The following is a 15,216-nucleotide window of genomic DNA, read 5'->3' on the forward strand; positions in this document are numbered from 1 at the left end:
GATGCGGGCACGGCGGGCGCGCGGAACACGTCGCGCTCGGCGCCGCTTTTCTCGCGTAGGTCCGCGAGGCGGCCTACGCATGGCGCTCAACGACGAGGAGACGGCGTGCAGATCAGCGAGCGACTTGAGGCCCTCCTGGCACCGGGGGACGAGCCGGTAGCGGTGGCGGCTCTCCGGCGCTACTTCGCGCCATTGCCGGCGGGCGGCTTCACGGGTGCCTACTTCGAGCGGCTCGGAGGCGGAGGGGACCGGCCTGACGTGGCCAACACGTTCACCTCTGACGACATCGTGGCCGTGTCGATGCTCTCGGTACCTGTCCCCGCAGCCGCGGCGCTGCAGCTCCTCGAGGCGCGTGGACCGGAGCTGAGCGACCTACTCGCGAAGATTCCGACGGACGTGGCGTTCGCCGAGCTCACGGCCGACGAGGTGGGCGACGTCTGGCCCGTGCGGGACGCCTACCGAGAGCTCCTGGCTGTCCCAGGGATCGGCGAGACCACCGCCACCAAGCTGCTCGCACGCAAGCGACCGCATCTCGTCCCGATCCTCGACGCCGTCGTCACTGCCGAGTTGTCCGTCGTCAAGGGCCGGTATTGGGTGCCGTTGCACGCATGGCTGACCGCGGACGGCCGCGCCCAGCACCGACGTCTCGAGGAGCTCCGTCTGGCGGCGGGGCTCGGGCCGGAGGTGTCGGTGCTGCGTGTGTTCGACGTGCTCGCGTGGATGCTCGGGAGCGGGTACGTGAACTCGTAGAACCCTGTCAGGTGAGCCCTCGCACGTCGCTCGTGTACTTCGGAAAGACCGTGGCGAAGAGCTCGGCAGTGCTCACGAGCCACTGTGCGAGGCGGGGGGCGAGGTTCTCGTCCCGCCAGTCCCCGTCATGCCGCAGCGCAACTCTGCTGGCCTTGTATGTGGGGTTTTCGTGCCACTCGAGCGTGGCTCCAAGTGCCTCCTCGATCTCCTCACGACGTGCGTGCAGTTGTGCGAAGAGCGCCTTGTCGTCCCGGATGTAGAAGGAGCACTGGACGCCCCCAGGGGCACGGGAGGCGAGCGAGAGCACGACGATGCAGCCGGGGACGCCGATATTGACGTCCACGGCGTCCTGGGTCGACGGGCTGGGCCAGTACCCGACGACCGTGCCCGTCGACTCGCCGAGGTCTCGCACCTTCTGGAAGAACGCCTGCCGTTGCGCGAGTAGTGGCCGTGTTCCGGCAGCCCGCCAAGCAGGCGCCTCGTCGGGGACGTCGAGCCCGACGAGGGAGGCGAGCTCGGCGGCGTCGATGAACTGCTCGGTGTCGGCACGTCCTTCAGCGTCGAATCTCAGGCCTTCGGCTTCGAGGAAGGCGCGAGGTTCCTCGCTACGGGCCGGGTCGAGCCACCGGAAACCGGGCGAGATGGTCCCGCCGGTCTGCAGGACGCGCCACGCTCCCTGCATGGGGTGCGTCGTGATGATCGCCGCAACCGGCTGAGGGTAGGAGCCTGCGACGAGCGCGACCTCCCCGTAGGACGTCCACCGGCCGGCGGGGATCTCGGCGACGATCGAGGCGACCAGCCGACGGGTCTCCGAGGGTTCCTCGACGCTCCCGCCTGTGAGGGCCTCGTTCGGTCCCGGCCAGAGCTGGATGATCTGCTCGGCCAGTGCCGCGCCACGCGCGTCGATCTCCGGCACGCTCCAGGTCTCGCTCGCAGAGACTTCGCGGTTCATGCGGAGGCCCGAGTCGGCGAGCATGGACCGCTTGGCGGAGAAGGGTCGGTTGCTCAGCTCGCTGTTGTAGCCGGTGAGCGTGAGGTTCCCCAGTGTGTGGACGACGCGCTCGTGCTCGGCCCTGACATCTGCGTCCTCGGGCAGCCCTGCGGCGAACTCCCGCAGGGCGGCGTCGGTCAGCGCCTGGGGCAGGACGTGCTCGATCGTGAGGTGCGCGGGGTCCACGGCTTCCTTGGAGCCATAGGACTCCTCGATCCACTGGAGGATGAGCTTCTTCTGCGCGGCGCGGCCCTGCCAGTAGAAGGCCACCACTCCGACGGCTCCGCGGATCTGTGCGTCGGTGGCGAAGTGCCGGCGCCCGCGCGACAGGTAGTCGCGTAGCGCGACGTCCACGGCAGGGGCGTCGGTGACCGCGCCGACGGCCTGAAGGAGGCTGCGGTTGAGTCCGGCGGTCGCGCGACCGACGACGATGCGTCGCACGAAGTACGACTCCAACGTCAGCAGGGCGTCGGCGACCTGGGTGGGCGTCGCGGTGCCCCCGGCTCGCCGGGCGAGGAGCGCCATGACGACGGGGTAGGCGGTGGTCGAGCCCCAGTCCCGGATGCGTTCGAGGCGCTGGCGGATCGCCGGGTCGGGCTCGCGTGACGGGTCGAGGATCGTCGCGAGGAGGTCGCCGAGAGCGGCGATGCGTCGCACCTCGGACTCGATCTGCTCCGGCCCCGTGAGCTTCTCCAGGCGCTTCTGCTGTCCCGCGTACGTGTCTGACTGCTTGGCGCGCTCGTCACGTTGGGCCAGGTCGAGCCAGAACAGCAGCTCGAGCTGGTCCGAGGAGAGCCTCTTCTCCAGCGGCAGCCAGACGGTGTCGTAGACGTCCTCGCCGCGCTCGCCGAGGCGCATGAACAGGTAGTTCTTCAGCAGGTCCGACTGGTTGAGCTGCAGGCCGGTGTTGTTGAGCGACTCGAAGATGCGGTGCGCGTTGTCACCGCGTTCGGCAGTCACGACGACGACGGCCAGCCCGTGGACGACGGCGTGCTCGATCTCCTCGAGGTCGTGGGGGTCGTCGGGGTCGTCCGCTGCCGCGATCTTGGCCCGGAAGTGGTTGTACGCGACGCCGATGCGATCGGGGCCGCCGGCATCCGGCGAGCGTGTCAGGACCGCCTTGTACGCCTCGCGGTCGGCCTGCGTGGGCAGCACCTTGGCGGGCTTGCCCTTGTCGTAGACGTTCGCCAGGTACTGGGCGTGGATGCCTTCGGCGCCCTCGGCGTCGCCGGTCTCGGTGAGGTGGTCGCGCAGCGCCGCGAGCAGGAGCGTGAGTGTCGTCAGCCGCTGCTGTCCGTCGACGACGAGCAGCTTCGACATCCCGACCGCGTTGAAGTCCGGACTGGTGGCCAGGACGAGCGAGCCGATGAAGTGGCTCGTCCCTGGCTCGGTGCGCCGGGTCGCGGCCAGCTCGACGACGTCGTCCCAGAGCTGGTTGAGCTGCTTCGTCCCCCAGGAGTACGTCCGCTGGTAGAGCGGCACCTGGTACTGCTTGCGGCCTTCCAGCACTGCGGCGAAGTTCGTCTCGGTCGCCTTGACCACGCGCGCCTCCGGCTCTCACCTCTGGACAAGCTGGCGCCACCGTAGCGCTCCCGGCGCCGTTTCCGCGGGCGTGTCGGCCAGGGGGGCTAAGGTCACCCGCATGAACCGCGAGACCCAGAGGGCAGAGCTGCACAAGACCATCTGGAGGATCGCGAACGACCTCCGCGGCAGCGTCGACGGGTGGGACTTCAAGCAGTACGTGCTCGGGTTCCTCTTCTACCGGTACATCTCGGAGAACCTCACCGACTACCTCAACGCGCTGGAGCACGAGGCGGGCAATTCGGACTTCGACTACGCCAGGCTGGCCAACCGTGACGTCGAGGACCCTGACCTCGCCCGGGACATCGTGGCGGAGAAGGGGTTCTTCATCCGGCCGTCGGAGCTGTTCGCGAACGTCCGAGCACGCGCGCCCCGTGACCCGAACCTCAACGAGACGCTGGACCGGGCCTTCCGCAACATCGAGGGGTCCGCCGTCGGGACGGTCGCGGAGAACGACCTCAAGGGCCTGTTCGACGACATCGACGTCAACTCGAACAAGCTCGGGCCCACGGTGGCCAAGCGCAACGAGCGGCTCGTCAAGCTGCTCGACGCGATCGGGGACCTCAACCTCGGCAACGGGTCGTTCACGGAGAACAAGATCGACGCGTTCGGTGACGCGTACGAGTACCTCATGCAGATGTACGCCTCCTCGGCCGGCAAGTCCGGCGGGGAGTACTACACGCCGCAGGAGGTCTCCGAGCTGCTCGCCCGCATCACCGTGGTCGGCAAGACCAGCGTCAACAAGGTGTACGACCCGGCCTGCGGGTCGGGGTCGCTACTGCTGAAGTACCGCAAGGTCCTCGGCAAGGACGGGGTCCGTCAGGGGTACTACGGCCAGGAGATCAACCTCACGACGTACAACCTGTGCCGGATCAATATGTTCCTGCACGACGTGAACTACGAGCACTTCGACATCGCGCACGGCGACACCCTCATCGACCCTGCCCACTGGGACGACGAGCCGTTCGAGGCGATCGTGTCCAACCCGCCCTACTCCATAAAGTGGGAGGGCGACGCGAATCCGCTGCTCATCAACGACCCGCGCTTCGCCCCGGCCGGCGTGCTCGCGCCGAAGTCCAAGGCGGACCTCGCCTTCACGATGCACATGCTCTCGTGGCTCGCCGTCAACGGGACCGCCGCGATCGTCGAGTTCCCCGGGGTGCTCTACCGCGGTGGGGCAGAGCAGAAGATCCGCAAGTACCTCATCGACAACAACTACGTCGACGCCGTCATCCAGCTCCCGCCCGACCTGTTCTTCGGCACGACGATCGCGACCTGCATCATCGTGCTCAAGAAGTCGAAGAACGACAACGCGGTGCTGTTCATCGACGCGTCCGCCGAGTTCGTGCGCGGCGGGAACAAGAACAAGCTCACGGAGGCGAACCAGGCGAGGATCCTGGAGGCGTTCACGGCGCGGGAGGACGTCGCTCACTTCGCCCGGCTCGTGGAGAACGAGGCGATCGGCGAGAACGGCTACAACATCTCCGTGTCGTCGTGGGTGGAGGCCGAGGACACCCGCGAGGTCGTCGACATCACCGAGCTGAACGCCCGCATCGCCGGCATCGTCGAGCGTCAGGCCGCGCTGCGCGCGCAGATCGACGCCATCGTCGCCGATCTCGAAGGTGCGGACGCATGAGCCGAGTTGATGACCTCATCGAGCGCTATGCGCCGGCCGGCGTTGCGTACAAGACGATTGGCGAAGTCGCGACATGCATCGCGGGCGCAACGCCGGCCAAGGGTGTCCCGGAGTATTGGGATAGTGGCACGATCCCCTGGATGAGCTCCGGCGAGGTGAACAAGGAAACGATCTTCTCAACGGAGCAGAAGATCACTCAGGCGGGCTACGAATCGTGTAGCACAAGGATGGTCCCCGCGAACGTCGTGGTCATCGCCCTTGCCGGGCAGGGAAAGACCCGCGGCCTGGTCGCCAGGACGCGGATCGCGCTCTGCACCAACCAGTCGCTGGCCGCGATAATCCCTGGCGACGAACTAATCGCAGACTTTCTCTGGCACTACCTCCGCACGCAGTACCACAGGTTGCGCGAAATTTCGTCTGGAGAAGGCACTCGGGGCGGCTTGAACCTTCAGATGATCCGCGCTTACTGTGTGCCGGTGCCGCCTCTCGAGGTGCAGCGGGAGATCGTGAGAGTCTTGGATGCCTTCACGGAGCTGGAGGCGGAGCTGGAGGCGGAGCTGGAGGCCCGCAAGCAGCAGTACGCCCACTACCGGGATAAGTTGCTGCTCCAGGGCGGGCATCGCTGGGCGTCATTGGGCGACATTGGTCGCGTTGCTATGTGCAAGCGCATCTTCAAGGCCGAGACTCGGCCTCACGGGCATGTCCCTTTCTTCAAGATCGGAACCTTCGGCGGCGAGGCGGACGCCTTCATTTCGAGGGAACTGTTTGACGACTATAGTGGTCGGTATTCGTTCCCGCGTGTGGGTGATGTGTTAATTTCTGCCGCCGGCACTATTGGGCGAGCCATTCCGTATGATGGACGGGATGCGTACTTCCAGGACTCCAATATCGTCTGGCTCGAACATGACGAGTCGACCGTCCTTAACGCATATCTTCGCCACTGGTACTCGGTCATTACGTGGCCCGTGACGGACGGTGGGACCATAAAGCGACTATACAATGACAGCATCCTGCGTGCGAGAATTGCGGTGCCATCTCTCGATGAACAGCGGCGGATCGTCGCAATCCTCGATCAGTTCGACACTCTCGTGAACGACCTGTCGTCCGGTCTACCCGCAGAGATCGAGGCGCGCCGGCAGCAATACGCGTACTACCGGGATCGTCTGCTGACGTTCAAGGAGGCTGTGGCGTGAGCGAGGGGTCGGGGAGCCGGTTCGAGCCGATCGCGCTGTCGTCGGAGTCGACGGTCGTCGCCCAGTTCGAGGCTGACCCGACCGAGGCGACGCGGTACCAGTCGGAGTCGGCGCTCGAGGCCGAGCTGATCCGGCTGCTGGTGGAGCAGGCGTACGAGTACCTGCCGATCACGTCCGAGGCCGACCTAGTCGCGAACCTCCGCGCCCAGCTCGAGGCGCTGAACCGCATCACGTTCACCGACAGAGAGTGGCAGCGGTTCTTCGCCGAGAAGATCGCGGGCGAGCGGGACGGCATCGTCGAGAAGACGGTCCGGATCCAGGAGGACCACGTCCAGCTGCTCAAGCGGGACGACGGCTCGTCGAAGAACATCGCGCTGCTCGACAAGACCCACATCCACAACAACCGGTTGCAGGTCATCAACCAGTACGAGGTGCCGGGCCGCGCTGCGGGCGCCGACGTGCCGGCGCAGCGCGCGAACCGGTACGACGTGACGATCCTCGTCAACGGGCTGCCGCTCGTGCATGTCGAGCTCAAGCGGCGGGGCGTCGACATCCGCGAGGCGTTCAACCAGATCAACCGCTACCAGCGGGACTCGTTCTGGTCAGGGTCGGGGCTGTTCGAGTACGTCCAGCTCTTCGTCATCTCCAACGGAACGCTGACCAAGTACTACTCGAACACCACCCGCGCCCAGCACCTCGACGAGCAGAGCAAGGGAAAGCGCGGCCGCAAGACGTCGAACTCCTTCGAGTTCACGTCCTGGTGGGCAGACGCCACCAACACGCCGATCACCGATCTCGTCGGGTTCACGCGGACGTTCTTCGCGAAGCACTCGCTGCTCAACGTGCTCACGCGGTACTGCGTGCTCACCGACGACCGCATGCTGCTCGTCATGCGTCCGTACCAGATCGCGGCAACGGAGCGGATCCTCAACCGCATCGAGACGTCCACGAACCTCAAGCAGCTCGGCACACCCGCGGCCGGGGGGTACGTCTGGCACACGACCGGGTCCGGCAAGACGCTGACGTCCTTCAAGGCAGCGCAGCTCGCGTCCAGGCTCGGTGATGTCGACAAGGTTCTGTTCGTCGTCGACCGCAAGGACCTCGACTACCAGACCAAGCGGGAGTACGAGCGGTTCCAGAAGGGCGCCGTCAACTCGAACACCTCGACGGCGATCCTCAAGAAGCAGCTCGAGGACCCGTCGGCCCGGATCATCATCACGACGATCCAGAAGCTGTCGACCTTCATCGCCAAGAACAAGGGCCACGCGGTCTACGACGGGCACGTCGTCATCATCTTCGACGAGTGCCACCGCTCGCAGTTCGGTGACATGCACACCGCTATCACCAAGGCGTTCAAGCGGTACCACCTTTTCGGGTTCACCGGGACGCCGATCTTCGCCGTCAACGCCGGCACCGGTGGGAACCCGGCGCTGCGGACCACCGCTCAGGCGTTCGGCGACAAGCTGCACACCTACACGATCGTCGACGCGATCAACGACAAGAACGTGCTGCCGTTCCGGATCGACTACGTCAACACAGTCAAGGTCGGCGCCGTCGTCGACAAGCAGGTGTCCGCGATCGACACCGAGCGGGCGCTGCTCGACACGTCCCGCGTCCGGCAGGTGACGCAGTACGTGATCGACCACTTCGACCAGAAGACCAAGCGCAACCAGACTTACGCCCTCAAGGACCGGCGCGTCGCCGGCTTCAACGCCCTGTTCGCCACAGCGTCCATCGAGGCCGCGAAGATCTACTACAACATGTTCGGCCGTCTCCAGGCGGACGTGCCCGAGGCGAAGCGGCTCAAGGTCGCTCTCATCTACTCGTACGCGGCCAACGAGGCCGAGGACGAGACCGGCGCCGGGCTGCTCGGCGAGGAGGAGTTCGAGACCGACCTCCTGGACCGCTCCTCGCGCGACTTCCTCGAGGACGCCATCCAGGACTACAACGACATGTTCGGGACGTCGTACGACACGAGCGCGGACGGGTTCCAGAACTACTACCAGGACCTGTCCCTGCGGATGAAGAACCGCCAGGTCGACCTGGTCATCGTCGTCAACATGTTCCTCACCGGGTTCGACGCCACCACGCTGAACACGCTGTGGGTGGACAAGAACCTGCGCGCCCACGGCCTCATCCAGGCCTACTCGCGGACCAACCGCATCCTCAACTCGGTCAAGACGTACGGCAACATCGTCTCCTTCCGGGACCTGGAGACCGAGACCAACGACGCGATCGCGCTGTTCGGCAACAAGGACGCCGCCGGCGTCGTGCTCCTCAAGCCCTTCGGGGAGTACTTCAACGAGTACGCCGACAAGGTCACCGAGCTGCGCGAGAGGTTCCCGGTGGGTCAGCAGATCCTCGGAGAGCAGGAGCAGAAGGCGTTCATCGCCCTGTTCGGTGCGCTGCTGCGGCTGCGCAACATCCTCGTGTCGTTCGACGACTTCGCCGGCAACCAGATCCTCTCGGACCGGGACCTGCAGGACTACCAATCCATCTACCTCGACCTCTATGCGTCCTTCCGCCGTACGGACCGCGCCGATCGCGAGGCCATCAACGACGACGTCGTCTTCGAGATCGAGCTCATCAAGCAGGTCGAGATCAACGTCGACTACATCCTCATGCTCGTCGAGAAGTACCGGGCCGCCAAGGGCAATGGCGAGGACAGGGAGATCAAGGCGGCCATCGACCGCGCCGTCGACTCCAGCCCGTCGCTGCGCAACAAGAAGGACCTCATCGAGGAGTTCGTCGACCGGGTGTCCATCGACGAGGATGTGGCCGAGGAGTGGCGCGCTTACGTCGCGGCCAAGCGCGAGACCGAGCTCCAACGGATCATCGCTGAGGAGAACCTCCGCCCCGAGCCGACCCGCGCCTTCGTCGACACCGCCTTCCGTGACGGACAGGTACGCGGAACGGGCACCGCCATCACCGAGATACTGCCTCCGGTCTCCCGGTTCGCGAAGGGCTCGAACCACGGTGCCAAGAAGCAGACGGTGATCGACAAGCTCACCGCGTTCTTCGACCGGTTCTTCGACCTGGCGTGACGCCCGGCTACCCCCGTCGCTTGGGCACCCTGGCCGTCAGGTGTCTCAGGCGCGGGGCCTCCGATGCCGCGGGGCTCACCTGTTCGAGGCCGAGCGCTCGCCCACAGAGGCCCGCGATCGCTCGACGCGCTACCGCGATCGGCCCGTCACGCCCGTGCCCGTCGCCTTGCCTCGCGCGCTTTCCTTGATCGCTCGAACGAGCGGCGTGGCTCGCCGTCTGTGCCCGGGTGTGTGCCGAATCTGCTCAAGCCCTCATGTGCATCTGACGACGACCAAGCATGTCCCGCGTGCTATATACCTCGGCTGACTACCTCGACCTCACGCCCGAGGACGCCCGCCGACAGTGGCTGTCGATCCTGGATCGCAGGCCGGTCGACCAGGGCAAACGGCAGGAGAACTTCAACCCCGTCGAGACGATCCTCTGCCTCGCGGCGATGTACCTCGTCGACAGCTCGCGGTTCAGCAATAAGGCTGCTGTCAACGCACCACGGCCGGTGCCGGAGCTGGCGCGGCTGTTCCGCCGCCCGCCCACGAGCGTCATCGCCAAGATGGACAACCTCGACGGGGCTCGGCCCAAGGGCAACAAGAACGACGTCCTCGTCGCTGCCGCACTGAGGAGCGACCCCCAGCACCTTGCCGCGGTGTACCGGGCGTGCCTCGCCGGCGCACGGAGCGTCGGCATCGACCCGGCGACTCTCCCGGACTTCCTCGGGATCGAGGACGGCGGGCAGGTCTGGCTGCTCGGGCAGGACGAGCTCGGGCCGAGCGTCCTCGAGCTTGCCGTCGAAGAGGCGCTCGGGACGTTCGCGGACGCCGGTTACGACGAGCGCGAGACCGAGCGGATTACGCTGGGCTCCGTCCGCGTCGGTCAGCACCGGTTCGCGCGCGCCGTCCTCGGTAACTGCGGCCATGCATGCGTCTTCTGCGGGTTTGCGGCACCGAGCGCCGGGCCGTCGCACTTACTGCGGGCCAGCCACGTGAAGCCCTGGCGGGATGCGACAAAGCGTGAGCGCCTGCACGTCGCCAACGGCCTCGCCGCCTGCCCCACGCACGACGCAGCGTTCGACCAGGGGCTGCTCACCATCGAGGACGACCTGCTCATCACCGTGGCACCGAGCCTCGCTCTCGACCGCGACCGCCGGCCGGAGGTGCAGCTGTACTTCGGCGCACCGCACCTGTTCGAGCGGGTGGCTCTGCCGCAGAGAGCGACGGTCATTGACGTGCAGTACGCGCGGTGGCACCGGGACCACGTCTACCGGCCAAGCGATACGACGGTGCCCGTGCGGAGGTGAGCGTCGTTGCATCGCCCGGCCTCGTTTTCACCTGTGTGCCCCGCCGCTCCCTTCTCCGACATCACTAGCCTGAGGTGATGCGTGGCGACGAGGTACGGGTGATCGAGGCGTTCACGGCGTGGCTCACAAGTGACGGCTGGACCGTGGAGCGAGAAGTCGATTTCTGTGACGTCGTCGCCCACCGCGGCACGACGACGCTCTATGCGGAGGCCAAGGGGCGGACGGCGGCCGTCGGTCTCGACGTCGACACCCTTTACGGTCAGCTGCTGCGGCGCGCCGACGTGGGTGCAGAAGGCGTCGTCTTCGGCGTAGTCGTCCCGGTCGAGTCGCGTGCTGCGGCGCTGCGGGTGCCGGAAGCAACGCGGCGCGCACTGCGAGTGACTGTGTACGTCGTGGACGCTCTCGGCCAGGTCGAGGTGGTCGAGCCGAGCCCCCTTACGTGAGGGGTGTTCGACCCCGTTCGTACCTTGCGCCTGGCGTGCCATCATCGTTCGGCGACGGCCTGACCCGTCCGCCGTACCCACCGTGCCGGTGGCGCACCGTGGCGGTGGCGCGTCCGGCAGGCACCGACGGTCCTCTTCCTCGAACGTGCAGTGATCGGACCACCCGCGGGAGTGCGACGCTCTCAGTCGCCCACACCGCCGGCGAAGGACCGGACCATGACCCCGAGCACCGGCTATGCCCGCTCATCCTCGAGGTACCTGGCCACGTCACGATGTCCCGCCACCATGGCGGCGATCCCTGCCGCCCTCCGAGGATCAGCGACTCCGCATCACCGCGTCCCTGCGAACTCCTTCCAGCGCGCCGCCAGCAGCTCCCGGTCGGGCCGGTCCTTCACCCGACCCGGCACCGTCAACGGCCGCCCCTGCATCTCTTGGAGGCCGTGCTTGAGCATCGGCCCGTCGACCTCCTCCATGAGGTCCCGGTCGATGTGCACGACATAGTCGGGCGAGATCCCGAGCATGTTCTGGTCGAATGCCGCGTGGTGAATCTTGCACAGCGCCAGGCCGTTGGGCGTCGTCGGGATGCCGCGCGCCGAGGAGTCGGGCGCGATGTGTGCGGCGTCGAGGAGCGACCCGTGCTTCAACGTGCAGACGGCGCACCGCGTCTCGTAGGCGAGCAGCACCCGGGTGCGGAACGCCGGCTGGTGCAGGCGCTGCTTGGCCAGGCGTAGGGCGTACGCGCGCTGGGGCTCGGAGAGCGAGCGCACGTCGCCCATGTACCGGAACGACTCGTCCAGGGCGATGAGGAAGGCGTTCTCCTCCGGCACGTCGTCGACGACGTAGACCGGGGCGATCGGCGTGTAGTAGTTCGGCGTCTCCTTGCGGAACAGGATCAGCGGCGCGCCCGTCTCGATCGCCGCGCGCAGCTTGCGGTTGTCGCCGCCGAACGGGTCGCCCGAGCGGTAGGCATAGTGCAGCAGGCCGTCGTCCGGGTCCTCAATGTCGTCGTACGGGCCGTGCGCTGACTGCACGATCGCGAGTGTCGAGGCAAAGCCTGCGGGATTGCGGATGCCGCGGGAGAAGTCGATCAGCGGGAGGTCTCGATCGCCCGTGCGGTAGCTCAGCAGCTCATGGCGGTGGAGGAAGCCGCCGTTGCGGTCGGCTCGTTCGTGCAGCCAGGCGATGATCTGCAGACGAAGGGCTGACTCGACGGCGGTGTCCACGGCCCCGAGCTCACCAGGTCGAACGGGTTGCGGCGGGGATCGCCACGCCGGACAGCATGGCGACGGTGCGTTGACGACGACCTGTTACGTGCAGGCAAGGGCTGAGTACGTCGCGCGGGCGGGGTCCGCTGTGCTCAGCGACCCCGCACGCGACGCACGAGTTCAGGGATGCGCCCCCTGAGCGTTGCCCACACGAAGTCCGCCTGGACCTTGTCATAGTGGTGCGCGACGAGGTTCCGCATCCGCTGGATCTTGACCCACTCGATCTCCGGGTACTGCTCCTTGAAGTCCTCCGGGAGGCGCTCCACCACGGTCGACACCTTGATGACGATGCGCTCGCCCGCGTTGCGCAGCAGTCGCCCGTGGGCGTCGTCGGCTAGGTACGCGTCCTCGCCGAGGTCGACGATGTGGGCGGCGTCGTCCGCCATCGTCGCCAGGTCGTCGAGCAGCCGCGCGACCTTGTCGTCACCTGTCACAACGGAACCGCATCGCGCCGAGCGTGGGTGCTCACGGCGCCGTGGACGCGCCCCGAGACCACGTCCACCTTGGCGCCGAGGAGCCGCTCGAGCTCGTCCGTGAGGTCGAGGACGTCCACGAGGTCGGTGCCGTCATCGAAGGTGATCATGAGGTCGATGTCGGACTCAGGGGTGTCGTCGCCGCGTGCTACGGACCCGATGACGTAAGCGTCGTGACCCCGGTGCCGCGCAACCGCGTCACGGACGGCTGCTCGGTGGCGCTGCAGCACCACGGACGGTCGCACACTCAGCGCAGCGTCGAGCCGGGACCGTGTGACAGCGCTCGCGCTGCGTCGACCGGTCTCCATGGCTGCGATCACCGGCTGCGCGACGCCGGACAGGCGAGCGAGCTCACGCTGCGTCAGGCCGAGGCGGAGGCGCCGAGCTCGGAGCTCCGCACCGTATCCAGAGGTCATGTACCGGACGATAGCGCTTCTGCTATCACGGTGCGCGAGTGACCGCTTGACCGGAGCATCCCCGCGACGAGCCACGGCCCCGACGTCGTCGCGGAACTGTCGAACGCCGCAAGGCATGCCGTTCCGCAGCCGCGACGTCGAGGCGGATGGGCACAGGGTCGTCTTCGAGACCATCACGGATGCGCTGGTCCGCGTAGGCCGCAGCGAGGCGGACTCAGCGTCGAGGAGGTGGCCGATCGAGCTGCGGAACGAGCCGGGGCCATCGGGGCACTCACGTCCCGACGGCCGACCGAGATGCTTCTTCCAGTCGTCCGTCGAGCATCCGGACGGTCCGGTCGACCGAGTCGAGTGTCGAGGAGTCGTGCGACACGACGAGTGTGGCCGCGTCGAGCTCGCGGGCAAGGCGCGTGATGAGGTCGATGACCTGGGTGCCGCGGGCGTGGTCGAGCGCCGACGTAGGTTCGTCGACGAGGAGGACCTGCGGGGCACCGATCAGCGCGCGGGCGATCGCCACACGCTGCCGTTGGCCGCCGGACAGCTGAGCGGGTCGCTTGTGCGCGTGGTCGCTCATCCCCACCTCGGCCAGGAGGTCCAGGGCCCGCGCTCGCAGGCCGGCGGGCCGGTCGCCGCGCAGGTGCGCGTGCAGCTCGAGCTGTTCGAGCGCGGTCAGGGATCCCAGCAGCTGGGGCGACTGGAAGACGATGCCGATCCGGCCGAGACGGGCTCGGGTGGCTGCCGCGACGGTGGTTGCCGGGTGGAAGACGACGTCCTGCCCGATCCGGACGGTGCCGGCCGTGGGCCGCGTGAGGCCGCCGGCCACGGCGAGCAGGCTCGACTTGCCGGAACCGGACGGTCCGAGCAGGGCGGTCGTCGTCCCCGACGGGATCGACAGGTCGAGGTCCTCGACGGCGGTGAGGGTCGAGTCGCCGTCGGGGTAGACGAGGGTGATGGCGTCCAGGTGCAGATCCATGGGGTTCCTCCGGTGCTCAGCGCGCGGCGAGAGCGGCGTGGGGGTCGATGGTGGTGATGCGCGCGACGGCCAGGACCGCGCCGACGAGGCCGAGGGCGACCAGGGCCGCACCGGGCAGCAGCGTCGTCGTGGCCGTGACGACCACCGGCACGGCGCCGGCCAGGAAGGTCGCGCCGGCGGCAGCCACCCCGGTACCGAGACCGACGCCGATGACGAGCACGAGGAACGCCTGGCCGATGGCGTCGCGCAGCAGGTAGCGGGTGGACGCGCCGAGCGCCTTGAGGACGGCGATGTCGCCGAAGCGGCTGATGGTCCAGACGGTGTAGAAGGCGCCGACCACCAAGGCCGAGATCCCGATCAGGAACGCCTGCATGGTCACGAGCGATCCGTTCTCGGACGAGAACGAGCTGATCGCGGCTCTCGCCTCGCCGACGCCCAGCGTGGTGGTGCCTGCCCCGGCGTCCGTGCGGTGGAGGGTGTCGTCGTCGACGTCGCCGGTGACCGCGACGACCGTCGCGGTCTGCCCCTCGTCGGACGCAGGTGTTCGCCCGCCGATCGTCTGCCAGTCCGCCAGGGCGACCCAGACGACGGGGGTGTGCGCGTAGGACGCGTCGACGTCCAGGACCGTCCCGATCTGCAGGTCGTGCCCTCCGAGACTCACGGTGTCGCCGACGGCGACCGACAGGCCGTCGGCCGCACCTCGGGACACCGTCGCCGTCCCGGTGATGGGCGCAGGCGTGTCGGCGGGCACCAGGGTCGATCGCGGCTCGACCCCGAAGGCGGTGACGGCGGCGGTCGTCGCCGCGGACTGCGCGCGTGTCGTGGCCACGCCGAGAAGCTCGGCGCCCTCGACCCCGGCCGCCGCGGACCAGGCGTCCCGCTGAGCGGAGGTGACGGTGGACGCGGTGAAGTCCGGGTCGTCGTCCGCCTCCGGCATCGCGAACGCGAGGTGGTCGACCGGCAGGTCCGTGACCGCCGATGTCGACTCCCGGGCCAGGCCCGCGGTCAGCGAGGAGAGGAACGCGACGAGGAACGCGATCAGCGCGATGACGACGAGCATGAGGGCGAAACGGCCACGGGCGTGGCGCAGGTCGCGCAGCGCGACGAACATGGGACCTCCTGGTCTGCGGCGTCCCACCAGCCTGCGCCGATCGACGGTCCG

Annotated in this window: 12 protein-coding genes and 1 pseudogene; 6 read left to right on the plus strand and 7 right to left on the minus strand. The window is 67.6% G+C overall.

Going from position 1 to position 15,216, the window contains the following annotated elements; genetic code table 11:
• Positions 1-105 precede the first annotated feature (105 nt).
• Positions 106-750 carry a DUF6308 family protein gene (locus CPE01_RS10310; RefSeq protein ID WP_146806566.1) on the plus strand — a complete coding sequence of 215 codons (645 nt, stop codon included), beginning with the start codon at positions 106-108 and terminating at the stop codon, positions 748-750.
• A 7-nt stretch (positions 751-757) separates the two neighbouring features.
• On the opposite strand, the gene CPE01_RS10315 is transcribed toward CPE01_RS10310, so the two are convergent.
• Entirely contained in the window at positions 758-3,283 is a 2,526-nt protein-coding gene (locus CPE01_RS10315) for a DUF4268 domain-containing protein (protein WP_146806567.1), read from the minus strand.
• A gap of 100 nt (positions 3,284-3,383) precedes the next feature.
• Between CPE01_RS10315 and CPE01_RS10320 the strand changes: the two genes are divergently transcribed.
• The 5 genes from CPE01_RS10320 (at position 3,384) to CPE01_RS10340 (ending at position 10,930) form a co-directional block, all read left to right on the plus strand.
• Entirely contained in the window at positions 3,384-4,958 is a 1,575-nt protein-coding gene (locus CPE01_RS10320; protein ID WP_146806568.1) for a type I restriction-modification system subunit M, read from the plus strand.
• A complete protein-coding gene (locus CPE01_RS10325; protein ID WP_146806569.1) occupies positions 4,955-6,151 on the plus strand; it encodes a restriction endonuclease subunit S in 1,197 nt (398 codons plus the stop codon). The genes CPE01_RS10320 and CPE01_RS10325 overlap by 4 nt, the downstream gene beginning before the upstream one ends.
• On the plus strand, positions 6,148-9,195 hold the full coding sequence (locus tag CPE01_RS10330) for a type I restriction endonuclease subunit R (protein ID WP_146806570.1): 3,048 nt from the start codon (positions 6,148-6,150) through the stop codon (positions 9,193-9,195). The genes CPE01_RS10325 and CPE01_RS10330 overlap by 4 nt, the downstream gene beginning before the upstream one ends.
• 278 nt (positions 9,196-9,473) lie before the next feature.
• Positions 9,474-10,487: an HNH endonuclease gene (locus tag CPE01_RS10335; RefSeq protein ID WP_146806571.1), complete on the plus strand. Its 1,014-nt coding sequence runs from the start codon at positions 9,474-9,476 to the stop codon at positions 10,485-10,487.
• Between the two features lie 77 nt (positions 10,488-10,564).
• The gene (locus CPE01_RS10340) at positions 10,565-10,930 is read left to right on the plus strand and encodes a hypothetical protein (protein ID WP_146806572.1); all 366 of its coding nucleotides are present in this window, start codon (positions 10,565-10,567) and stop codon (positions 10,928-10,930) included.
• A gap of 329 nt (positions 10,931-11,259) precedes the next feature.
• Here CPE01_RS10340 and CPE01_RS10345 read toward each other — a convergent pair whose 3' ends face one another.
• From CPE01_RS10345 to CPE01_RS10365, 6 genes and pseudogenes are all read right to left on the minus strand, one after another.
• The gene (locus CPE01_RS10345) at positions 11,260-12,153 is read right to left on the minus strand and encodes an HNH endonuclease (protein ID WP_146806573.1); all 894 of its coding nucleotides are present in this window, start codon (positions 12,151-12,153) and stop codon (positions 11,260-11,262) included.
• Between the two features lie 134 nt (positions 12,154-12,287).
• Positions 12,288-12,629, minus strand: coding sequence for a HepT-like ribonuclease domain-containing protein (locus CPE01_RS10350; protein WP_222592908.1), 342 nt, complete (start codon positions 12,627-12,629; stop codon positions 12,288-12,290).
• The gene (locus CPE01_RS10355; protein WP_246783864.1) at positions 12,626-12,901 is read right to left on the minus strand and encodes a nucleotidyltransferase family protein; all 276 of its coding nucleotides are present in this window, start codon (positions 12,899-12,901) and stop codon (positions 12,626-12,628) included. The genes CPE01_RS10350 and CPE01_RS10355 overlap by 4 nt, the downstream gene beginning before the upstream one ends.
• A gap of 18 nt (positions 12,902-12,919) precedes the next feature.
• A pseudogene (locus CPE01_RS17030) lies at positions 12,920-13,258 on the minus strand (helix-turn-helix domain-containing protein); the annotation flags it as partial.
• A gap of 97 nt (positions 13,259-13,355) precedes the next feature.
• On the minus strand, positions 13,356-14,054 hold the full coding sequence (locus CPE01_RS10360; protein ID WP_146806574.1) for an ABC transporter ATP-binding protein: 699 nt from the start codon (positions 14,052-14,054) through the stop codon (positions 13,356-13,358).
• A gap of 16 nt (positions 14,055-14,070) precedes the next feature.
• Positions 14,071-15,165 (minus strand): ABC transporter permease, encoded by a 1,095-nt coding sequence (locus CPE01_RS10365; RefSeq protein WP_146806575.1) that lies wholly within the window; start codon positions 15,163-15,165, stop codon positions 14,071-14,073.
• Between the last annotated feature and the right edge of the window lie 51 nt (positions 15,166-15,216).

The organism is Cellulomonas persica, assembly GCF_007989825.1.
Classification (GTDB): domain Bacteria; phylum Actinomycetota; class Actinomycetes; order Actinomycetales; family Cellulomonadaceae; genus Cellulomonas; species Cellulomonas persica.